20 protein-coding genes are annotated in these 22,367 nt (G+C 60.3%); 10 read left to right on the top strand and 10 right to left on the bottom strand.

The genetic code is table 11. The annotated features are described in order from the left end of the window. Positions 1 to 22: 22 nt before the first annotated feature. The 5 genes from DWB85_RS08995 to DWB85_RS08975 are packed head-to-tail and all read right to left on the bottom strand — an operon-like array spanning position 23 to position 3,693. Positions 23 to 817, bottom strand: a complete 795-nt coding sequence (locus DWB85_RS08995; protein WP_117953889.1) for an SDR family oxidoreductase — start codon at positions 815 to 817, stop codon at positions 23 to 25. A gap of 57 nt (positions 818 to 874) precedes the next feature. Then, positions 875 to 1,642, bottom strand: coding sequence for an SDR family NAD(P)-dependent oxidoreductase (locus DWB85_RS08990; RefSeq protein WP_117953888.1), 768 nt, complete (start codon positions 1,640 to 1,642; stop codon positions 875 to 877). After that, on the bottom strand, positions 1,639 to 2,409 hold the full coding sequence (locus tag DWB85_RS08985; RefSeq protein ID WP_205422700.1) for an enoyl-CoA hydratase: 771 nt from the start codon (positions 2,407 to 2,409) through the stop codon (positions 1,639 to 1,641). Before DWB85_RS08985 ends, DWB85_RS08990 begins: the two co-directional genes overlap by 4 nt. A gap of 1 nt (position 2,410) precedes the next feature. Then, positions 2,411 to 3,250, bottom strand: coding sequence for an SDR family NAD(P)-dependent oxidoreductase (locus DWB85_RS08980; RefSeq protein ID WP_117953887.1), 840 nt, complete (start codon positions 3,248 to 3,250; stop codon positions 2,411 to 2,413). Then, positions 3,247 to 3,693, bottom strand: coding sequence for a MarR family winged helix-turn-helix transcriptional regulator (locus tag DWB85_RS08975; RefSeq protein ID WP_117953886.1), 447 nt, complete (start codon positions 3,691 to 3,693; stop codon positions 3,247 to 3,249). Before DWB85_RS08975 ends, DWB85_RS08980 begins: the two co-directional genes overlap by 4 nt. 68 nt (positions 3,694 to 3,761) lie before the next feature. On the opposite strand from DWB85_RS08975, the gene DWB85_RS08970 reads away from it, so the two are divergent. Further along, positions 3,762 to 4,787: a TIGR03617 family F420-dependent LLM class oxidoreductase gene (locus DWB85_RS08970; protein WP_117953885.1), complete on the top strand. Its 1,026-nt coding sequence runs from the start codon at positions 3,762 to 3,764 to the stop codon at positions 4,785 to 4,787. 103 nt (positions 4,788 to 4,890) lie between these two features. On the opposite strand, the gene gyrB is transcribed toward DWB85_RS08970, so the two are convergent. The 4 genes from gyrB to dnaA form a co-directional block, all read right to left on the bottom strand. Then, entirely contained in the window at positions 4,891 to 7,311 is a 2,421-nt protein-coding gene (gene gyrB / locus DWB85_RS08965) for a DNA topoisomerase (ATP-hydrolyzing) subunit B (protein WP_117953884.1), read from the bottom strand. A gap of 36 nt (positions 7,312 to 7,347) precedes the next feature. Then, complete coding sequence (gene recF / locus DWB85_RS08960) at positions 7,348 to 8,454, bottom strand: DNA replication/repair protein RecF (protein WP_117953883.1); 1,107 nt, start codon at positions 8,452 to 8,454, stop codon at positions 7,348 to 7,350. 37 nt (positions 8,455 to 8,491) lie between these two features. After that, complete coding sequence (dnaN, locus tag DWB85_RS08955; RefSeq protein WP_117953882.1) at positions 8,492 to 9,598, bottom strand: DNA polymerase III subunit beta; 1,107 nt, start codon at positions 9,596 to 9,598, stop codon at positions 8,492 to 8,494. A gap of 90 nt (positions 9,599 to 9,688) precedes the next feature. Next, entirely contained in the window at positions 9,689 to 11,140 is a 1,452-nt protein-coding gene (gene dnaA, locus DWB85_RS08950) for a chromosomal replication initiator protein DnaA (protein ID WP_117953881.1), read from the bottom strand. Positions 11,141 to 11,659: 519 nt separating this feature from the next. Here dnaA and rpmH point away from each other — a divergent pair. The 7 genes from rpmH to DWB85_RS08910 all read left to right on the top strand — a co-directional run bounded on the left by rpmH (position 11,660) and on the right by DWB85_RS08910 (position 18,040). Continuing rightward, positions 11,660 to 11,794 carry a 50S ribosomal protein L34 gene (gene rpmH / locus DWB85_RS08940; protein ID WP_117953879.1) on the top strand — a complete coding sequence of 45 codons (135 nt, stop codon included), beginning with the start codon at positions 11,660 to 11,662 and terminating at the stop codon, positions 11,792 to 11,794. A gap of 15 nt (positions 11,795 to 11,809) precedes the next feature. Continuing rightward, positions 11,810 to 12,193 carry a ribonuclease P protein component gene (rnpA, locus tag DWB85_RS08935; protein ID WP_117953878.1) on the top strand — a complete coding sequence of 128 codons (384 nt, stop codon included), beginning with the start codon at positions 11,810 to 11,812 and terminating at the stop codon, positions 12,191 to 12,193. Then, entirely contained in the window at positions 12,193 to 12,420 is a 228-nt protein-coding gene (yidD, locus tag DWB85_RS08930) for a membrane protein insertion efficiency factor YidD (protein ID WP_117953877.1), read from the top strand. Before rnpA ends, yidD begins: the two co-directional genes overlap by 1 nt. A 15-nt stretch (positions 12,421 to 12,435) precedes the next feature. Continuing rightward, on the top strand, positions 12,436 to 14,133 hold the full coding sequence (gene yidC / locus DWB85_RS08925) for a membrane protein insertase YidC (protein ID WP_117953876.1): 1,698 nt from the start codon (positions 12,436 to 12,438) through the stop codon (positions 14,131 to 14,133). Between the two features lie 47 nt (positions 14,134 to 14,180). Then, positions 14,181 to 15,563 (top strand): tRNA uridine-5-carboxymethylaminomethyl(34) synthesis GTPase MnmE, encoded by a 1,383-nt coding sequence (mnmE, locus tag DWB85_RS08920; RefSeq protein WP_117953875.1) that lies wholly within the window; start codon positions 14,181 to 14,183, stop codon positions 15,561 to 15,563. A 424-nt stretch (positions 15,564 to 15,987) separates the two neighbouring features. Continuing rightward, complete coding sequence (locus DWB85_RS08915; RefSeq protein WP_117953874.1) at positions 15,988 to 17,001, top strand: aminoglycoside phosphotransferase family protein; 1,014 nt, start codon at positions 15,988 to 15,990, stop codon at positions 16,999 to 17,001. A gap of 16 nt (positions 17,002 to 17,017) precedes the next feature. Further along, a complete protein-coding gene (locus tag DWB85_RS08910) occupies positions 17,018 to 18,040 on the top strand; it encodes a tyrosine-protein phosphatase (protein WP_117953873.1) in 1,023 nt (340 codons plus the stop codon). Positions 18,041 to 18,053: 13 nt separating this feature from the next. Here the strand turns inward: DWB85_RS08910 and DWB85_RS08905 are convergent, their stop codons facing one another. Next, positions 18,054 to 18,779, bottom strand: a complete 726-nt coding sequence (locus DWB85_RS08905) for a TetR/AcrR family transcriptional regulator (RefSeq protein ID WP_117953872.1) — start codon at positions 18,777 to 18,779, stop codon at positions 18,054 to 18,056. Between the two features lie 118 nt (positions 18,780 to 18,897). On the opposite strand from DWB85_RS08905, the gene DWB85_RS08900 reads away from it, so the two are divergent. Both DWB85_RS08900 and DWB85_RS08895 read left to right on the top strand, forming a co-directional pair. Then, the gene (locus DWB85_RS08900) at positions 18,898 to 20,721 is read left to right on the top strand and encodes an acyclic terpene utilization AtuA family protein (protein ID WP_117953871.1); all 1,824 of its coding nucleotides are present in this window, start codon (positions 18,898 to 18,900) and stop codon (positions 20,719 to 20,721) included. A 10-nt stretch (positions 20,722 to 20,731) separates the two neighbouring features. Continuing rightward, on the top strand, positions 20,732 to 22,354 hold the full coding sequence (locus DWB85_RS08895) for an acyl-CoA carboxylase subunit beta (RefSeq protein WP_117953870.1): 1,623 nt from the start codon (positions 20,732 to 20,734) through the stop codon (positions 22,352 to 22,354). Positions 22,355 to 22,367: the final 13 nt, after the last annotated feature.

Genomic DNA, 22,367 nt, shown 5'->3' with positions numbered 1-22,367 from the left:
ACTGGTCGAGGCACGGGACTTGCTATAAATTCGCGCGCGGCATCTCCATGGGCGTCCCGGTCAGCCCGCCATTGACCCCATAGATTTCCCCGGTCACGTAATCGGCGGCGGGGGAGGCGAGGAACAGAGCGCAGGCGGCAATGTCCTCGGGCTGACCAAGACGCTGCAATGGAGTACGAGCCAGCATGGCCTTCTCCAGGTCCTCCGTCATGACGCCGGCAAGCGCGTCGGTCAGGGTCGAGCCCACAGCGATGGCATTGACACGAACCTTGGGCGCGAAGTCCTGGGCCAGGTTTCTGGTCATGAAATCCAGCCCCGCTTTGGCCACGCCATAAGCGGCAAAGCCCGGTTGCGGGAAGCGGCCGGCGACGGAGGAGATATTGACAATAGAACCTTTGCCGGCGCTTGCCACCATGTGCGGTGCACACAGGCACGACAGACTGAAGGCCGTGGTCACATTGAAGCGAAAGGTCTCGTCAAAATCATCCGCAGAGGTATGCAGTGCCGGTTTTGGCCCGGCGCCACCGGCATTGTTCACCAGCACATCGATACGGCCAAACTCTGCCACAGTCTGCTCGACCAGTGACTTGCGCTGCTCTGGATCGAGCACGTCGCAGGTCACCGTCAGTGCCTTCGCACCGCGGGCCCGAACCTGTTCCGCAGTCTCCTCGATCTGGGAGAGCGTTCGCGCCGTGACAACCACATTGGCGCCAGCATCGGCCATGGCAAGGGCGGTCGCCGCGCCGATACCGCGGCCGGATCCAGTGACGATAGCGACCTGCCCATCCAGACGGAATCGATTCAAAATACTGTCCATAAAATCTGCTCTCCTGTATGCAGTGCTTGCCCAGGGTAAGGTATGCCTGATCCTGTATCAGGCGTCAATCACATTGGAGCGAACCAGGATGCCACCATCGACCACCAGGTCGTGGCCGGTGATAAACGAGGCTCTCTCGGAACACAGGTAGATTACCGCATCGGCAATCTCCTCCGGCTGCGCCAGCCTCCCCATAGCGTGCGCATTGAGGGTACGCTCCCGCATTTCCGGCATGCTCTTCAGGTAAAAGCGCATTCCCTCGGTGTCGATACCGCCGGGGCAGACCGTATTCACCCTGACGCCGCGCCTGGCATACTCGGTGGCAGCGGCCTTGCTCAGGGTGATGACACCACCCTTGGCCGCGGCATAGGCGGACTGATAGGCCTCACCGCGAATCCCTGACACCGAGGCGATGTTGACAACGGCACCGCCTCCCGAGGCCTCGATCAGCGGCAGCTGGTACTTCAGGCACAGCCAGACCCCGCGCAGGGTGACGCCCATACAGTTGTCCCATTCTGCCTCCTCAAGTTCTGTCAGCGGCTTGTTCGGCGCTGCCCGGGCGGCGTTGTTGGAGACCATATGCAATCCGCCGAAGCGCGTTCTGCAGCTCGTAACGACCCGCTGGATGTCCTCCGCCCTGGACATATCGGCAGCAACGCCGACCGCCTCGCCACCGGCCTGCTCGATCCGGGCCGCGGTTTCGCGGGCACTGTCTTCGCTGATATCCGCCACCACCACCTGCGCGCCTTCGCGGGCAAAAGCCAGTGCCGTGGCGCGCCCGGTTCCCGCGCCACCACCCATTACCAGCGCTACCTTAGTGTTCATTTTTTTTCACTCCTGCCACGGGCCATGACGGATCCGCGGCGTTCGCCAATCAATGCTGCTGTCGCCTGCTTCGCCGAGGCGATGGCCTGCTGCTCCTCCCAGACCAGGGCCTCGTCCAGGGCTTTGCTGCTGCCCTCATCGATGAGTTGCTTGTACTGCGTCAATACCTGCGGCACACAGGCACACATGGTTTCCGCCATCGCTATTGCCCGGGGCAGTAGTTCGTCCTCGGCAATCACATGATTGACCAGACCCCACTCATAGGCCTGTTGGGCACATACCGGTGCGCCGGTAAAGCTGATTTCCTTGGCCCTGGATACGCCGATCAGGCGCGGCAGTTTCTGGCTCAGCCCCCAGCCGGGCAATATACCGACCCGGGCATGGGTATCGGCAAAGCGCGCGTTTTCCGACGCCAGCAACACGTCGCAGGCCAGGGCCATCTCAAAGCCTCCAGTGATAGCATGGCCGTTGATGGCGCCGATGATGGGCCCGGAAAAGCGCTCCATGGCCCGGGCGATCTCGTTGTCCGCTTCCTCGGAGGCATCTGACTCAGTACTGCCAGCCAGCTCCTTGAGGTCAAACCCGGCGCAAAATGCCCGTCCGTTGCCAGTTAGTATGACGACCCGAATCGACTCGTCGGCAGAGCAGGCGTCGAAGGCGGCGACAAAATCCGACCGCAGTTCCCGCGAGAGTGCATTCATCTCGTCGGGCCGGTTGAGGGTAACGATGGCGTAGCCATCACGTTTGTCCAGCAGTACTTTATTCATGTCATGTTCCAAGTAGGGAGGGGACCTTCAGCAGGTCCAGTTGCTTGGCAATGGCCGGCGCCGCCAGGGTGTCCTCCGGCCGCCAGTCGCTGTGTGGTTCATTTTCCGCCAGCCAGTTGACCACGGCAGCGATGGCCTGGGGCGTGCAGGGCTTGAACCGGGCCAGCACTTCCTCGGTAACTCCGGCGGCTTTCATCGCCTCGGTGACCACTGTACCCGGTTCCATATTGAAGATACGGACACCTGAATCCGCGTGCTCGGCACGCAGAGCTCCCGCCATGCGGGCCAGCGCGGCTTTCGATGAAGGATAGGCAAAACCCCAGCCGCCCTTGTCCGCCGGCGCCGGCGGGTTGTTGAACGCGGTGTAGGACACCATATTTATAATGGTTCCCTGCCCACGCGCCAGCATGCCGGGCAACAGCGTCTTCACCAGGGCCAGGGGGGTGAACACGTTGCCCTGGTAGATACGGTCCAGTTGCTCCCGGGCCACGTCCAGCACCGATGACTGGTTACCGTCCCCCTGGTAGACCGCATTGTTGAACAGCAGGTCGACATGCCCGAATTGGGCCAACGCCGTTTCCGCCGCAGCGATCACGCTCTGCTCATCGAGGATGTCGGCCTGCAGGCATAGGGCCTCTCCACCCACGGCTTGTACCGCCGCGGCAGTGGCTTGCAGGCTGCCCGGCAGCGGCGCATCGCTGCCCAGATGGTCGTGTTGCTCGCCCTCTGCCAGGGTTCGCGCGGTGATTGCCACACGGTAGCCGTGCCTCGCCAGCGCGACCGCCGCCTCGGCACCGATACCGCGGCTGGCACCTGTTATGAATGCAGTTTTCGTCATCATGCCGCCTCGCTCACATCAGCCGCTGTTAAGCGTAGCAGCAACAGCATCGCCTGCTGCAGTTCACGCTCCCCGACCAGCGCCGCGTACTGGTCCCAGACAATCTCGGTGGAGCGGGAAAGCTCGTCGATCAGCGAGCGTCCCCCGGGAGTCAGGGTGACCAGTTTCGCCCGGGAATCTGTCGGGTCCGCGGTGCGTGAAACCAGCCCCAGTTCCTCGAGCTCATGCACGGTCTTCATCATCGACTGCGGCCTGACGCCAATCCTCGCGGCCAGGTCGACGCTGCGACTGGCCCCCTCGCTCGCCAGCTGCATGAAGACCTTGCGGTGTCTGGCCGGGATGCCCTGCACGCCGCGGTCGGCGAGGTCCGCGTCCAGGCGACGCTGGAAGTCCCTCAGGGCAACCATCAGGGCCTGACCCAGTTCGTGTTTTGGAAAATGAGACATTGCCAACACCAAATTAAGTAAGATAAACTGATCATCAGTCTAACTGTAGAAATATTGAGGAGTCAAGCATGTTCCAGGTATTCGCAACTACCCCGGAAGATATGGGCCCGGGGGAAATCGGCGCCCATGCGGCAAGGGCGGAAGCCATGGGTTTTGATGGCCTGCAGGTGCCGGACGCCATTCACGATGGCCTGTTGCTGGCGGCACTCGCTCTCAATGCCACGGAAAAACTGCTGGTCGGAACCGGCGTGCTGGTGGCATTTCCACGCAGCCCGATGACCGTCGCCGTGGCCAGCTGGGACTTGCAGCGCATGTCTGGTGGCCGCTTCGAACTGGGCCTTGGCACCCAGATCAAACAGAATATCGAACAGCGCTATTCCGCGCGCTGGGAAAAGCCCGTCCCCCAGTTGCGCGAATACGTGCAGTCGCTGAAGGCGATCTTCCACAGCTTCCAGACCGGTGAGCGACTGTGCTTCGAGGGCGAGCACTACCAGTTCACCCGCCTGCAGCCGTTTTTCAATCCCGGGCCCATCGAGCACCCGGACATCCCGATTCTGTGTGGCGCCGTCGGCCCGGACATGACGCGTATGGTGGGGCGGGTGGCCGATGGCATGATCACCCATCCCACCAACACGCCCCCTGAGTACATCCGGGAGGTGTGCCTTCCCCGGCTGCAGGACGGATTTGCCAGGGCGCAACGGACAGGGGAGGGCTTCAAGCTGTTACTCGGTCCGCTGACGGCCACCGGGCCGGACGCGGATACCGTGGCCGGCGAATGGGAGAAGCAGCGCCAGTTACTGGGCTTTCTCTATTCCACCCCGGCCTACTGGCCCAGCCTGGAACTTTTTGGCTGGCAGGAAAAAGGGCAGCAGTTACTGGATATGACCCGCAGTGGCGCCTGGAAGGAGATGCCCGACATCGTCACCGACGAGATGCTGGAGAAATTTGTGCCGCGGGGCAGTTATGACGAGATCGCCGAGGTTTACCGGGCGCGCTACGCCGGCTTGTCGAGCCGCGTCACCTTCCCCATGCCCACCGACCCGGCGCACGACTCAGCGGCGGCACAGGCTATCGCCGCCCTGAAATCGGGATAGGGTTGCAAGCTGGAGGCCAGGTGGCTCTTACAGATGCCACCCGGCGTTATCAGGGATGCCCGCTGGAGAACGCTCTCGGAGCGCCCGGTAATAAACCAGGCCCTCAAACATCCAGGTTGGCCACCGACAGCGCGTTCTCCTCGATGAAATCCCGACGGGGCTCCACGTTGTCGCCCATCAGGGTGGTGAAGATCTGGTCCGCGGCGATCGCATCATCGATAGACACCTGCAGCATGCGCCGCACTTCCGGGTCCATGGTGGTTTCCCACAACTGCTCGGGATTCATTTCACCCAGGCCCTTGTAGCGCTGGATGTTATAACCCCGGCGAGCCTCGGTCATCAGCCAGTCCAGGCCCTCGGCGAAGCTGCGCGTTTGCAGGGTCTTTTCGCCGCGCTGGAAGTAACCTTCCTCCTCTATAAGGGTGTTCAGGGTGTTGCCCAGTTCCACCATGCTGCGGTACTCACCGGATGAGAAAAACTCGTGGTGGTACTCGGTTTCCGACTCCACACCGTGGGCCAGCAGTTTCACCACCGGGAAGAACAGTTTGCGCTCCTGGTCCTTGCGCACCACCACGTCGTACCGGGCAGCGCCGGACTCCACCGATAGTAAGCGCCTACTTATCTGCTCCGCGAAGCGGGTGACGGCGTCCTCGTCCTTCATGTCGTCAACACTGAGGGACGCACCGTAGACCATCTGCCACAATACCGCGGGTGAATAGAGCCTCGACAGGCGATCTATGGTCGCGGCGACTGCCCGGTACTGGTCTACCAGCGCCTGCAGGGCTGACCCCGAGATTGGCGGCGCATCCGGATTGACAAAGATCGACGCGCCTTCCAGGGCCGACTGGGTCAGGTAGTGGTTGAGCGCCTCATCATCCTTGAGGTACTGGTGCTGCTTGCCTCTGGCGATCTTGTACAGGGGCGGCTGGGCAATATAGACGTGGCCGCGCTCGATCAACTCCCGCATCTGGCGGAAGAAGAAAGTCAGCAGCAGGGTGCGGATGTGGGAGCCGTCCACGTCCGCATCGGTCATGATAATAATGCTGTGGTAGCGCAGCTTGTCCGGGTTGAATTCCTCCTTGCCGATGCCACAGCCGAGGGCGGTGACAATGGTGCCCACTTCCGCCGAGCCCAGCATTTTGTCGAAGCGGGCTTTTTCCACATTGAGTATCTTGCCCTTGAGGGGGAGAATCGCCTGGAACTTGCGGTTGCGTCCCTGCTTGGCACTGCCACCGGCCGAGTCGCCCTCCACCAGGTACAGTTCCGACAGGGCAGGGTCCTTCTCCTGGCAGTCGGCGAGCTTGCCGGGCAGGCCGGCAATATCCAGGGCGCCCTTGCGCCGGGTCATCTCCCGGGCCTTGCGCGCCGCTTCCCGGGCCCGGGCGGCATCGAGCATCTTGCCGACCACTGCCTTGGCTTCCTGGGGGTTTTCCAGCAGGTAGTCGCTGAAGCGGGCGTTCATGGCCTGCTCCACCGCGGTTTTCACCTCCGAGGAGACCAGCTTGTCCTTGGTCTGGCTGGAAAACTTGGGATCCGGCACTTTCACCGAGATGATCGCGGTCAAACCTTCCCGGGCGTCATCGCCCGTGGTGGAAACGGCAGCCTTCTTGGCCAGGCCCTCCCGCTCGATGTAGGCGTTCAGGTTGCGGGTCAGCGCGGCGCGAAAGCCTGCCAGGTGAGTACCGCCGTCGCGCTGGGGGATATTGTTGGTGTAACAGAGAATGCTCTCCTGGAACGAGTCGTTCCACTGCAGGGCGACTTCCACCCCGATGCCTTCATCCGTATCTATCTGAAAATAAAACGGCTTGTTAACCGGCGTCTTGTTCTGGTTAAGGTAATCCACGAATGCGTTAAGCCCGCCCTCGTAGTTGTAGACCTCTTCCTGGCCGCTGCGTTCGTCTTTCAGGGCAATGTAGACCCCTGAATTGAGGAAGGCCAGTTCCCGCAGACGCTTGGCCAACTGGTCGAAGTGAAATTCAATATTGGTGAAGGTCTCTGCGGAGGGATGGAAGCGCACCGAGGTTCCGGAGCTTTCCGTGTCCCCTATAACCGCCAGGGGTGCGTCAGGTACACCATGGCGGTAGACCTGCTCGTAGAGTTTGCCTTCCCGGCGGATCGTCAACACCAGCTCGGAAGAAAGGGCATTGACCACGGAGACCCCAACCCCGTGCAAGCCGCCGGACACTTTGTAGGTGTTGTCATCGAATTTTCCGCCCGCGTGTAGCACGGTCATAATGACTTCAGCCGCCGATACCCCCTCATCATGCATTTCCGTGGGAATACCTCGACCATCGTCGCTGACGGTAACGGATTCATCCGGGTGAATGACGATGTCAATGCGGCTGCAATGGCCCGCGAGGGCCTCGTCAATCGAGTTATCCACCAGTTCGAACACCATGTGGTGCAAGCCGGTGCCGTCATCGGTGTCGCCAATGTACATGCCCGGACGCTTGCGCACCGCGTCCAGGCCCTTCAGCACCTTGATACTCGATGAATCGTAGTTCTGTTCTGTGTCGTCGCTCATGAAATAACTCTCGTTTTACCTTGTCTTAAGCCCGGTTTACGCCGGAACAGGATTTACTGCGCCATGTTCCACGTGGAACATGGCCAGCGCCTGTTTGTCGTCGTCGGGCCATACATCCCCAATATCCCGCTGTTGTACGCAGGTTATAAACACCTGAACCTTCATCATCGCCAGCAATTCACACACCCGGCCACAGTGATTGCGATCCAGCTCTGACGGCAGATCGTCTACCAGGTAAGTACAGTGCCCCTTACCCATCTCTGTCATCAGCTGCCCCTGGGCGAGCTTCAAACCGCAGACCACGAGCTTTTGCTGCCCCCTGGAGAGGGTCTCGGCAGCACTGTGACCATCGCTCAGTACTTTTATATCCGCACGCTGGGGCCCCACGTGGGTGAAACCCTGCTCACGGTCGGAGTCCGTACTGTTGGCCAGGGCGTCAGCGTAGGGGAGCTGCTTATCCCAGCCTCTTCGATAACGAAGCTCCAGGCCGCCGAGAGAAGGGGCCAGCCGGGTCATGATCTCTAAAAACCGGGGTGACAGGCGCCGGAAATAGGCGTCCCTGTACTGGTTGAGGGCCTCCCCGGACTGGGCGAGCTCGCGGGTCCATACGGACAGTTCTTCGGTGGCCATTTTAGCACGGCGCAGCAGCATATTGCGTTGTTTTATTCCCCGCTGGAAGCGCTGCCACTGGGCAAAAAAGCGATGTTCCACGTGGAACACCCCCCAGTCCAGGTACCTGCGCCGCGCTGCCGGGGCACCCATCAGGAGTTCGAAACTATCCGCATTGATCACCTGCAGGGGTAGGTACTCAACCAGCTCGGCCACGGTTCTCACCGGCGCGCCGGCTATTTTTATCCGCACATCCCCGGTCCTGCCCCGCTGCACACCCAGGGTAGTATTACCGGGGCTCAGGGCACCGAACACCGTGCAGTCGTTTTTATCGTGGCTGACCAGGGAACGAATACTGCCGCGAAAACTGCGCGCCATGCCCAACAGGTGTATCGCCTCGAGAACACTGGTCTTGCCGCTGCCGTTAAGCCCATAAAATACGTTGACCCGACGCAGGTCCTCCAGTTTGACACGCTGAAGATTGCGAACCTGATTTATCTGCAGGCGCGACAGGCGGGTATCAGTGGCTGACATCAGCGCGGGGCTGGAAAAGGGGAGGGGACTGCGCCTCCTAGAGGCGCATGGGCATTACCACGTACAGCGAGTCGCCCTCGTCTGACTCTTCCAACAGCGCACTGCTGTTGGGGTCGGACAGGGATAGCTTGACCTGCTCACCACTCAGTACCGACAACACGTCCAGCAAGTAACTGACATTGAAACCAACCTCCAGGGGCTCGCCCTGGTAATCAACGGGTACCGCCTCCTCGGCTTCTTCCTGTTCCGGGTTATTCGCTACGATATCCAGGCTGTTATCCGTCAGCTTGAGGCGTACACCACGGTACTTTTCGTTGGAGAGGATCGCGGTGCGAGTAAAGGCCTGGCGCAGTTCCACCCGGGAACCGAGTACGATCTTATTGGGAGAGCGGGGCAATACGCGCTGATAATCAGGAAACTTGCCATCAACCAGCTTCGATGTGAAAGTGAATTCGTCAGTCGTGGCACGAATATGATTGCTGCCGATGACGATGGCGATATCTTCCTCTTCCGCCAGCAACAGGCGCGCCAATTCCAGCACGCCCTTGCGGGGCAGAATCACCTGGGCATCCTCACTGGTATCGACTTTCTCCGGCAGGCTGCACAGGGCCAGGCGATGACCGTCGGTGGCAACCACCTTCAATTGCTGGTCTTTCAGTTCCCAAAGCATACCGTTGAGGTAATAGCGGACGTCCTGCTGGGCCATGGCGAAACCGGTACGCTCAATCAGGCGTTTGAGCTGGCCCTGCCTGATCGTAAACTGGTGGGTACCCATGCTGCTGTCTTCCACGTTGGGAAACTCCCGGGCAGGCAGTGTCGACAGGGTGAAACGGCTGCGCCCCGACTTGACGGTAACCTTGCCGTCTTCAGCGCTAAAACTGATATCGCTGCCCTCAGGTAGCGACTTGCATATATCCACCAGCTTGCGGGCGGGTACGGTTAGCTCACCAGACTCACCCGTGGCCCCCAGCTGGACGCGGCCGACCAGCTCGACCTCGAGGTCAGTGCCGGTCAGGGACAGGCGATCGTCTTCCAGCACCATGAGAACGTTGGCCAGGATAGGTAAGGTCTGGCGGCGTTCGACCACACCGGCGACCAGGTTCAAGGGCTTGAGCAGGGCGTCCCGCGAAACAGTGAACTTCATAGGGATTGTGATTCCTTAACACGATAAAGCCGTGGCCGGCAGTTTATTTTACATTATTTACACACCAGAACTGCTTTCTCCCGGCTACGCTCAGGTAGTGAGCGATCGCAGCAAGTTCTTGTAGTCTTCGCGAATATCTGCATCGGTTTCACGAAGTTCCTTGATTTTACGACATGCGTGAAGAACTGTCGTGTGATCTCTGCCACCAAAGCTGTCACCAATTTCCGGCAGGCTGTGATTGGTCAGTTCCTTGGCCAGGGCCATGGCCACCTGGCGGGGCCGGGCCACAGAGCGGCTGCGACGACGCGACATCAGGTCCGCCACTTTTATTTTGTAATACTCGGCCACGGTGCGCTGGATATTGTCCAGGCTGACCTGTTTGTCCTGCAGGGCCAGCAAGTCTTTCAGGCTGTCCTTGATCAACTCAATGTCGATATCCCTTTTTGTGAAGTGAGCGCTCGCTATCACTCTTTTCAGCGCACCCTCCAGCTCCCTGACATTGGACCGAATTCGCTGGGCGATAAAGAACGCGGCATCAGGGGGCAGGTTAATGCGCGCCTGGGTGGCTTTCTTCATCAGGATGGCCACCCGGGTTTCCAGTTCCGGCGGCTCCACGGCCACGGTCAGTCCCCAGCCGAAACGCGACTTGAGCCGCTCCTCGAGGCCATCGATCTCCTTGGGATAACGGTCGCAGGTCAGGATCATCTGCTGCCCGCCCTCGAGCAAGGCGTTGAAGGTGTGAAAAAATTCCTCCTGGGAACGATCTTTCTTGGCAAAAAACTGGATATCGTCAATCAGCAGGGCGTCTACCGTGCGGTAGTAGCGCTTGAAGTCACTGATCGCGTTTAACTGCAGCGCCTTTACCATGTCGGCCACAAAGCGCTCGGAATGCAGGTAGACGATCTTGGCATTGGGTTTGCTGCGCTTGAGAGCATTGCCCACCGCGTGCATCAGGTGGGTTTTACCCAGGCCCACACCGCCATACAGGAACAGGGGGTTGTAGGAATCACCGGGGTTTTCTGCTACCTGTCGCGCCGCGGCCAGGGCGAGCTGGTTTGACTTGCCTTCGACAAAATTATCAAAGGTATAAGTGTCCACCAGATTTTGCTGGTGCTGCAGCGAGCCTTCAATTTCCGCCTGGCGCAGGCCATTATGGGCGCTGCGCCGGCCATGGCCAGCAACAACACCGCCGCCGGTAGATACCACAGTACCCGACACCGCCGGTGGCATGTCGTTAACCGTGGGAACGGGCACGGGGGCCGCCGCCGCAACCGGCGTCAGCGGCTGGCTGGTCCGGCCCTGGCCACCTATCTCCAGTACCACATGGAGGCCACCACCCGGCTCCAGTTCCGCCAGCAGCTCGGTAATACGCTGGGCGAATTTGTCGGACACGAAATCCTTGATGAACCGGTTGGGGGCAAAGAGAGTGAGTGATTGTCCGTCGCTGCTGGCCTGAAGCGGCCTTATCCAGGTATTGAACTGCTGTGAAGGCAGCTCATCCTGCAATCTGTCGACGCATTGCTTCCATACCACGCCAGGCAAAACTTTCCCCTTGAGGCGCACCAGAGCGCGCGCCTCCGCTAGTCACATTATGATTCATTGTTGTGTTTACCGATCTGATTTTCCCCTGATCGGTGGACAGATCATACTCTCGCTTTCGCCACTTATCCACACATATTTTAATGCAGCTGCTATTATTTATTAGTATGTTTTTCAATACCTTATGCCTATATGGACTATTTTTTAACCAGCTGCAGGAAAAATTAAATTGATAACCCTGTTTGTGGATAAGCTGTCGATAATTTATGGGGAATCTGTGGGGCGATTGCTGCAGGCCGCGGTAGATCTGGGCTCGCCCGATCGCCAGGGCAGGCAGCAGCAGCGCCTTCATCGCAAGCCGGGAAAGCGGCAAAACGGCTCCCGAACAGGCCCGAAAAAATACCCCCGCCTGCATTGAATTAACACCGGCATTTCAATAGAATACCCCACCTTTTTTCCGGCCAGTGGCTCATTTCCTCGTGGAATCGCCGGCCCCCTGAATCAACCATTTGGAATACAGTCATGAAAAGAACATTTCAGCCCAGCGTACTGAAGCGCAAGCGCACCCACGGTTTCCGCTCGCGCATGGCCACCAAGAATGGCCGCGCCGTTCTCAACCGCCGTCGTGCCAAGGGCCGCAAGGTCCTGTCCGCTTAACGGACAGCAAACTGGGTGGGCGCTGACAACAGCTTCGGCAAAGCCAGACGCCTGCTTAATGCCAAAGACTACAGCCGGGTATTTGACGGCGCCGAGGCAAGAGCCTCGCACCAGCATTTATTGCTTCTGGCACGCACCAATGATGAACCCGGGCACCGCCTGGGTTTAGTCATAGCCAAAAAAAATGTCCGCTTGGCGGTGCAGCGCAACCGGATAAAACGGATAGCGCGGGAAGTATTCCGCACCCTGCCTCCATCCACGCCCCCGCTGGACGTTATCCTGCTGGCCCGGCGCGGACTGGACCGGTTGGATAATGCAGAGCTTTCTACTATATTGCGGCAGCAGTGGCAGAAACTGATCCGCCACGCGTCCCAACCCAGCCAAGGCACGGAACCCTGATGCGTCGCTTCTTGATTACCCTGATTAGCTGTTACAAGGTATTGCTGAGCCCGTTTCTGGGCAACAACTGCCGTTTCCATCCCAGTTGTTCCAGTTATGCCCAGCAGGCGATCGCCGAACACGGGGTACTGAAAGGAAGCTGGCTGGCGATCCGCCGCCTGTCAAAATGCCACCCCTGGCACGAGGGGGGCATCGACCCGGTGCCTCCCTGCCGCCACTCACACTAAGCCACAGATATTACTATGGATTTGCAACGCTCATTGCTTATTGGCGCGATCGCCATTCTTTCCTTCATGCTGCTCACCGAGTGGGTAGCCTTCAAGGATGGCAAGACCCAGGCCGCAGAAGCCCAGACCACCCGCCTGATCGCCAATGGCGAGGCCCGCCCGGCGGAACTGCCGCAAGTGCTTGAGGAATCGGCAGCCCCCGGCAGCAACGAGGACTTGCCATCGGCCCCTGATACCGCCAGTCCCGAAACACCGGCCGAAGTGGCCAGCGACAACAGCCGGATCGTGCTGGTCAGGACCGATAGCCTGCAACTGGCGATAGACCTCAGGGGCGGCGACATCATCGAGCTGGCACTGCCTCGCCACCTGGAGCAGATCGACAATCCCGATGTCCCCTTCGTGCTCCTCGAGCAGAATGAAAAACGCACCTATGTTGCCCAGAGCGGCCTGATTGGTGCCGACGGTATCGACAGCAAGGGACGCGCTTCCTTCAGCACCAGCGCCAGCAGCTATGAAATGGCAGCCGGCCAGGACCAGCTGGTGGTCGATTTGCACTGGCAGGGTGAAAGTGGCGATGTGAACGTTACCAAACGCTTTACCTTCACCCGCGGTGACTACCTGGTGCAGGTGGACTACCTGGTCGAGAACAACAGCAGCAGCCGCTGGCAGGCCAACCTGTTCGGCCAGATCAAGCGCGACAGCAGCCCGGCACCCTCAGCCAGCGGTGCCGGTATGGGCATGCAGCCCTTCCTCGGTGCGGCTATTACCCAACCGGACGAACGCTTCACCAAGTTCAGCTTCGAGGACATGCGCGAAGAGCCCTTCAAGGCACAATTGCCCGGCGGCTGGATTGCCATGTTGCAGCACTACTTCCTCAGTGCCTGGATCCCCAACGCCGAGCAGAGCCACAACTACAGTACCCGGGTCACCTCCGCCGGCTTCAACATTGCCGGTTTTACCAGCCCGGCCCTGACCCTGGATCCCGGCCAGTCCGGCCAGACCGGCGCCCGGTTCTACGCCGGTCCCAAGGACCAGTACCGGCTGGCCGAGATCTCGCCTTACCTGGATCTGGTGGTGGATTACGGCTGGCTGTGGTGGATTGCCCAGCCCCTGTTCTGGCTGCTGAACAAGATCTTCCTGTTTGTCGGTAACTGGGGTGTGGCGATCATCCTGCTGACCGTGCTGGTTAAAGCGGCCTTTTTCAAGCTGTCCGCTACCAGTTACCGTTCCATGGCGCGCATGCGCAAGGTACAGCCTAAAATGATGGACATCCGCGAGCAGTACGCGGACGACAAGCAAAAGCAGTCCCAGGCCATGATGGAGCTGTACCGCAAGGAGAAGGTCAACCCCATGGGCGGTTGCCTGCCCATCCTGGTGCAAATGCCGGTGTTCATCGCCCTGTACTGGGTGTTGATGGAGAGTGTCGAGCTGCGCCATGCGCCCTTTGCCCTGTGGATTGACGACCTGTCGGTCATGGACCCGTACTTTGTCCTGCCCATCCTGATGGGGGCCAGTATGTGGTTTATGCAGAAGCTCAACCCGCCGCCCACCGATCCCATGCAGGCGAAGATCATGCAGTGGCTGCCCATTGTCTTCACCTTCTTCTTCCTCTGGTTCCCGGCCGGTCTGGTGCTGTACTGGGTGGTCAACAACCTCCTGTCCATGGCCCAGCAATACGTGATTACCCGCCAGATAGAGAACGCTGACAGCTGATCGGCCCGCCCCGTTTCCGCCAGGGCGCGGGGCGCTATACTGTCCGGATGAGCGAACCCACCATCACCGGCACCGAAACCATCGTCGCGGTAGCCACCGCCCCGGGCAGGGGTGGTGTCGGCATTGTGCGTCTGTCGGGTAATAATGCCTTGGCAATCGCCCGGGCCATTACCGGACAAACCCTGAGCCCGCGCCACGCCCACTTCTGCCCGTTCAGCGATAGCGCCGGGCAGCGGCTCGACTCCGGCATTGCCCTTTACTTCCCCGGGCCGCATTCCTTTACCGGCGAAGACGTGGTTGAACTGCAGGGCCACGGCGGCCCGGTCATTCTCGACCTGCTTGTTAAGGCCTGCACCGCGCGGGGAGCCAGGCAGGCCCGACCCGGCGAGTTTTCCGAACGCGCCTTTCTCAACGACAAACTGGACCTGGCCCAGGCAGAAGCGATTGCCGACCTGATCAACAGTACTACCGAACAGGCTGCGCTCAACGCCAACCGCTCCCTGCAGGGAGCATTTTCCCGCGAGATTAATGCCCTGGTAGAGCTGGTAACGAGACTGCGGGTATACGTGGAGGCCGCCATCGACTTCCCCGAGGAAGAAATCGACTTCATCGGCGACGGCCAGGTTCGCGAGCAGCTGCTGGCGATTATCGACCAGCTGGAGCGGGTACACGCCCAGGCCAGACAGGGCGCCCTGCTGCAGGAGGGGATGAAACTGGTCATCGCCGGCAAGCCCAATGCCGGCAAGTCCAGCCTGCTCAACGCGCTGTCTGGCCAGGACAGGGCCATCGTCACGGCCATCGAAGGTACGACCCGGGATGTGCTGCGCGAACACATCCAGATAGACGGCATGCCCCTGCACATTGTCGACACCGCGGGACTGCGAGACAGCGCCGACGAGGTAGAGCAGGAGGGCATCCGCCGGGCCTGGTCGGAGATGGAATCGGCCGACCATATCCTGCTGGTGGTCGATGGCTCGAACCCGGACCACGACAACGACAAGCCCCGGGCTATCTGGCCCGAAATCCAGCAGCACCTGACCCGCCACATCGCCACCAGCGTGGTGCACAACAAGTGCGACCTGAGTGGACGCGAACCGGGTGTCTCCGACCACAACGGTACCGCAATTATCGAATTGTCCGCCAAAACCGGTGCCGGTATGGACCTGCTCAAGTCCCACCTGAAACAGCGCATGGGTTACAGCGAGAGCGAGGAGAGCAGCTTCAGCGCCCGCCGCCGCCACTTGCAGTCGCTGGAAAAAGCGGCCCGGGCCCTCGCCGCCGGACGCGCGCAGCTGGAGGGTGCAGGCGCCGGCGAACTATTGGCCGAGGACCTCAGGGAATGCCAGCATGCCCTTGGCGAAATCACCGGCGCGGTGAGTTCCGACCAGCTGCTCGGCGAAATCTTTTCCAGCTTTTGCATCGGCAAGTAATTCCCGGCAAAAACACACCCTGTCCCAGTACTATCCACAGACTTATGCCTTGAATCTCACGGAGCAACAGCTTGTCCAGCAACAACACAGAGCTTGTTAGCTGCGGGCACCGGGGCCAGGCGAAGTGAGGATAAGCTGGTGAATCAGCCGGGGGAAAACAACTGCAGGGTTTCTGGATATATCGGCCTGGGACGATGACCCGGAAATCAGGGCTGGCTTATCCCCAAACCATCCTCACCTCCAACACGGCTTTTCACCGCCAGTTACAGGGCTTGATAAGTGCCTTATGCTTGCTATAAATAACTGATTTAAATAGGTTTTATTCGCTTAACCACAGGCGTGGCCGGCCCCAATAATTACAACAACAATAATCCTTATATACATACATAATATCTATTTAAATAAATACAGGAGAGCAAAGCCCTTGCAGAATCCACTGCCCGACAACCCTGCTCACCTGCGGCAGCTCTGTGCGGCCCTGCAGCTGGGATCACCGCTGTCTGCGCCAGCGCCGGTCAAGGGCGGCTTCCATCACCGCATGTGGATGCTCGACACCAGTGGCGGACAATATGCGATCAAGCAGCTCGCCGCTGAGCTTGACCCGGGTGATCCCAGTACAGTGGCGCACTTTGACCGCACTGAAGCTGTCGCCGGGGAATTCCAGCGTCGTGGCATCCCGGCAGTAGTGGCCCGTAAACGCGGAGACCACTACCTGCAAACCATCGAGGACGCCGCTTATCTCGTCTATCCCTGGGTGCAGGCCCGGGCCCTGCACCGGAGTGAGATCGACGACCGGCACGTGGCGCAGGTTGCAGAGCTGTTTGCCGCCATGCACCGCGCCAGTATTGATATTCCGGGTCTGGCAGGCGAGGAATATGCAGTACTCAGTGCCGACAGGCTGAATGTACTGGTGCAGTTCGCCCGCAGCAGAAATTGCCGCCGCTCCAGAGAGCTGGAACAGGACCTGGACTGGTTCCTGCAACTGGTGCAGCGCCATGGCGAGGCCGTCGAATTCCTGTCGGCGCATACCCTTGCCAGCCACGGCGACCTGGACCACAAGAATATTCTCTGGACTGCCGCCGGTGAGCCGCTCATCATTGACTGGGAATCGGCCCACCGGCTAAACCCCACCCACGAAATCGTGCTGGAGGCGCTGGATTGGAGTGGCATTACCCTGGACTTCAATGAAGCCCGCTTTATGCACATGTTGTCGGTCTACCTGGAGGCCGGCGGCAGGGGGGCTCCCGAAGAGGTGGAAGCCGCCCTGCACTGCGTGCAGGGAGACTGGCTGAACTGGCTGATGTACAACGTAGGCAGATCGATTGATATGGACGATACCCGGCAGCGGAGGATAGGCAGCGAACAGCTTGACCTGGCCCTGGCTACCCTGAAGCGCCTCAAACGCCTGGTGCCGCGGCTGCTGGCCAGGCTTGCCTGAACAGGGGAGTGGCGGAATGTTCGATTTGAGCGCCTGTCATGTGGAACGCAACGACCAGCAGGACTACGAGCTAAGCTGGCGTACCCTCGAACCCGGACACCTGGTCAGTATCTACATGTCTGATGACCCGGAGTTTTTCTATCGGCAGGGGAACCCGGGGGTCCCGGTGCTCTGTACCCGGGAGGAGAGGGCCCGGGTTCCCAATCCGGATAAATCTGTGCGCCACTATTTTCTCCTCCGCTCAACGCAGGGAGAATCAGCCATCCTGGCGGAGCGCCGGCTGTCACTGGCCGGTACTTCCAATTTCCGTGACCTGGGCGGTTACCAGACTGAATGTGGCCGGCAGCTGAAATGGGGCAAACTGTATCGCTCCAGCAAGCTGTCCCGCCTGACCGAGGGCGACCAGGATTATGTCAGGCGACTGGGGCTCACCCTGGTCTGCGACTTTCGCCAGGTGCTGGAGCAGGAACTGGAACCGACCCTCCTGGGGCAGGAGAGTGGGTACACGCTGGCCAGTCTGCCGATAAGCCCGGGTAGTCGCGGCAATTTCATGGAAAACCTGCACCGGGGAATTATCGCGGTGGATGATGCCTCCGGTTTCATGGAGGAGATGAACCGGGACTTCGTTGCCAGCCAGTTGCCGCAGTATTGCGAAATGTTCCAGCTTATTCTTGCCGGAGATCATCCGACCCTGATCCACTGCGCCTCTGGCAAGGACCGCACCGGCTTCGGGGCGGCGCTGATCCTGGATGTGCTCGGGGTCGAGGAAGACGCCATCGTCGAGGACTACCTGCTCACCAACCGCTACCTGCCCATTGAGGAGGAGATCGGGCAGCTATCCGGCCAGTTCCGGGATGAATCGGGGGACGCGGTGCCGGAGCATGTGCTGCGCCCCTTACTGGAGGTCAGGCCGGAGTATATTCGCGCCTGCTTTGAGGAAATCCGCCGGCATTACGCTTCCAGGGAGCATTTTTACGAGTCGGCTCTGGACCTCGATGCAGACAAGATTGCCCGCCTGAAAGACCGTTTGCTGCACTGACTGGCGGCTTGCATCAGGGTTTGTCGAGACGATCGGCAATGTTCTCCAGCCGTTCGCAGGCCAGTTCCAGCCTGCGCTCCAGCCCGGCTGCCGCGTCCGGCGGCGTGTCGCTGGCTACCTGCATGCTCTGCCACAGTGGCTGCACGATCACCTCGACATAGGCGTCGATCTTTTTCCTGCTTGAATTGCGTCCCATCAGGGTACGCATGCCGTATTCCAGCCCGCCGAAAAACAGGTCGCGTATCGCCGACAATTCCAGGTCGGCCCTGACATAGCCCCGTTCCATGCCTTCCCTGATCACGCTGTCGAATATGCGGGTGTAGCGGTAGTTGAGCTGGTGCAGTGCCGTGTTTTTGTAGTCGGTATAGTAGTTCGCATCCACTGACAGATAGACCTGTAGCAGCCGCAACATCAGCGCCTGCTGGGCCATCAGTACCCGCAGGTGATTGCGGGCCAGGAACAGCAAGCGTTCCCGGGTACCCATGATCTCCTGCATGCCGTCTTGGGCGCTCTCGATCAACTCGCCGTAGAACTTGTCGAGAATTGCCAGCAACAGCGCGTTCTTGGTGCTGAAGTAATGGAACAGGGTGCCTTCCGAGACGCCCGCTGCGGCCGCAATTTTGCGGGTAGAGGTACCGTGGAAGCCCTCCTTGGCGAACAGGCCGGTGGCGGCGTCCATGATATCGGACTCGCGCTGCTCCAGCCGGCTGCGTGATTTGTTGGGCTCTGCTCTGGTCATCAGGGGGCGTTCTCGAAAGGATTTGAGCGCTACTTAATAATAATATAGTATCGCATTTTTTCCAATGGCGGCAGTCAGTTTCGGGTCTTGCTGCCCGTGCTGAGAGCAGGTGGAAACGATGGCAGATAATATTTGTATTGGTGGCGCATCCGGTTTTTGGGGCGACGCCGCAATGGCAACCCCGCAATTGCTGGCAACCGGTCGTCTGGATTACCTCGTCTACGATTACCTGGCAGAGGTTACCATGTCGATCATGGCCCGGGCGCGCGGTGCTGACGAAAACATGGGTTATGCTACGGACTTTATCACTGCCGTGCTGCAGCCCAACCTGGCGACCATTGCCGCACAGGGCGTCAAGGTCATCGCCAATGCCGGTGGCGTCAATCCCCGGGCCTGTGCGGCGGCGGCGCGCAAACTGATCCAGGACCAGGGGCTTGCGTTGCAGGTCGCAGTGGTTAGTGGTGACGACCTGCTGCAGCGTGCCGATGAGTTTGCCGCCAGCGGTGTGCGCGAAATGTTCACTGGCGAGTCTTTTCCCGCGGTGGACAAGATCGCCAGCATTAACGCCTATCTCGGTGCCTTCCCGATCGCTACTGCCCTGGACAGGGGCGCCGATATTGTCATCACCGGTCGTTGCGTGGACAGCGCCGTCACCGTTGGTGCCTGCATCCATGCCTTTGGCTGGCAGCCCGAAGACTTTGACCAGCTGGCCCAGGCCAGCCTCGCCGGGCATATCCTCGAGTGTGGCACCCAGGCCACCGGCGGCAACTACACTGACTGGGAAACGGTGATAGACACCCTGCCGGAGGCCGGTTATCCGCTCGCGGAAGTGGCTGCCAGCGGCAAGGTGACAATTACCAAGCCGGAGGGTTCAGGCGGCGCGGTGACCGTGGGCACGGTGGCGGAGCAAATGCTGTATGAGATCGGGGATCCGCAGGCCTACCAGCTGCCGGATGTCGTCTGTGACTTCAGCTCTGTGAGTATTGAGCAGGTGGGTCCGGACCGGGTGGAAGTGACCGGGGCCAGGGGTCGGGGAGCGCCGGAGGGCTACAAGGTCAGTGCGACCTATGCCGATGGTTTCCGCGGTGGCCACATCTGGACCATGTACGGCCGGGATGCCGACATCAAGGCGAAAAAGTTTGCCGACTCGCTGTTCCACCGCTGCCGGATTATCCTGCAGCGGGCGGGACTGCCCGATTTCAGTGAGACCTGCGTCGAGGTAATCGGCGCAGAATCCCATTTTGGCGCCGCCCGCCAGGTGGGGCCGGTGCGGGAGGTGGATGTCAAGATCGCTGCCAAGCACCCCAGCGCCGGGGGTATCGGCATCCTGTTAAAGGAAATGGTGGGAATGGCCCTGACCGCGCCGCCGGGACTCACCGGTTTTGCCGGTGCCCGTCCCAAACCGTCGCCGGTCGTGCGTCTGTTTTCCATGATTGTGCCCAGGAAGCAGTTGCAGATCAGCGTCGAGCTGGAGGGCGAAGTCCTCAAGCTGCAGGACGAGGTAGAACAGCTGTGGCAGCCGGATGCGGTGGTTGCCCACCAGCCGCCGCAGGCGGAGGCTGGCAATGACCTGGTGCAGGTGCCATTGGAGTCTCTGGCCTGGGGCCGGAGTGGCGACAAGGGTAACAAGGCCAATATCGGCATAATCGCCCGTCGCCCCGAGTTTGTGCCCTACATCGCGAGCCAGCTGACCGCCGCGCGAGTGGCCCGGTACTTCACCCATTTTCTCGATCCCCAGCAATCGGCGCCGGCACAGCGTTTTTATCTGCCCGGGTGCCATGCCTTCAATTTTCTCCTGCATGATGTGCTCGGTGGCGGTGGCGTGGCCAGTTTACGCGCTGATCCCCAGGGCAAGGGCTATGCTCAATTGCTACTGAACGAGTCCATTGCCGTGCCCCGCAGCCTCGCTGACCAGTTCAAGTTAAGCCAACCCTGCGCCTGAGGACTCACCCATGCCGCAATTTCAATCCAGGATAAATACTGACTCCGATGAATTCCGCAAGAATCGCGAGGATATGCTGGCATCAGTCGGCACCCTGCGCGAGGTCCTGGACCGCGCCGCCACCCTGTCAGACAAAAGCCTGCCGCGGTTCGAGAAACGCGGCCAGATCCTGCCGCGGGAGCGGCTGACCCGCTTGCTGGACCCGGGCATGCCGTTCCTGGAACTGTTGAACATGGCCGGCTTTACCGTGGATACCGAGGACCGGGATGCCTCGGTTCCGGGCTGCAGCATGATCGCCGGTATCGGTTATATCGCCGGCACCCGCTGCATGATTATGGTCGACGATTCCGGCATCAACGCCGGGGCCATGACCGCCCTGTCTACCAAAAAAGGCAATCGGGTCATGGATATCGCCAGGGACAAGAAGCTTCCCCTGGTCCACCTGGTGGAAAGCGCGGGCGCCAACCTGATGGAGTACGAGGTGGAGATGTGGATGGACGGGGGGGGGATATTCGCCCGCCTGGCCCGCCTCAGTGCCGCCGGCGTGCCCACGTTTGTCATCCTCCACGGTGCATCGGCCGCCGGCGGCGCTTATATGCCGGGGATGAGCGATTACGTGATCGGGGTCAAGGGCAATGGCAAGGCCTACCTGGCGGGCCCCGCGCTGCTCAAGGCGGCGACCGGCGAAGAGGCCAACGACGACGAGCTCGGTGGTGCCCAAATGCATGCCACGGTGTCGGGACTGGTGGAATACCTGGCAGAGGACGATGCTCACGGTATTGCGCTGTGCCGTGAACTGCTGGAAAAGCTGGACTGGAACCGGCTGTGTCCCAACCAGACGCCGCGTGCCTTCGAGGAACCGGTGTACGCCAGCGAGGAGCTGCTGGGCATCGTTCCCGCCGACTACCGTCAACCCTATGATGTGCGTGAGGTAGTCGCCCGTATTGTCGATGCTTCCGACATCCTGGACTTCAAACCGGGCTATGGCCCGGCCACGGTTTGCATGCAGGCCCGGGTGTTCGGCATACCGGTGGGGATCATTGGCAATAACGGTCCCATCGATACGGACGGTGCCACCAAGTGTGCCCAGTTCATCCAGTTGTGCGACCAGTCCGATGTGCCCCTGGTCTTCCTGCAGAACATTACCGGCTACATGGTCGGCACCGAGTTCGAGCAGGCGGGGATGATCAAGCACGGCGCCAAGATGATACAGGCGGTCACCAACGCGCGGGTTCCGCGCATTACCTTCATGATCGGCGCCAGCTTCGGTGCCGGGAACTACGGCATGTGTGGCCAGGGCTATGACCCTGACTTCCTGTTCAGCTGGCCCAACATCAACATTGGGGTGATGGGCGGCGAATCTGCTGCCAGGACCATGTCCGAGGTGATGCTTGCTGGCGCCAGGCGCAAGGGTATCGAGGTGCCGCCGGAGGTGATCGAGGCCCAGGAGGCAAAAATCATCGCCCACTTTAACAAGCAGTCCGATGCGTTCTATACCTCGGGGAGAATGCTGGATGACGGCATCATCGATCCGCGGGACACCCGCAAGGTGCTCGGATTCGTCCTGCAAACCTGCTGGGAAGCACGCAATCGTACTACCCATCCAAACACTTTCGGCGTTGGCCGCATGTAAGGGCAGTGGATTG

Source organism: Seongchinamella sediminis, assembly GCF_003457605.1.
GTDB lineage: Bacteria > Pseudomonadota > Gammaproteobacteria > Pseudomonadales > Halieaceae > Halioglobus > Halioglobus sediminis.
Note: the sequence above shows the minus strand (reverse complement) of the source record. Positions and strands in the feature narration are given on the sequence as shown.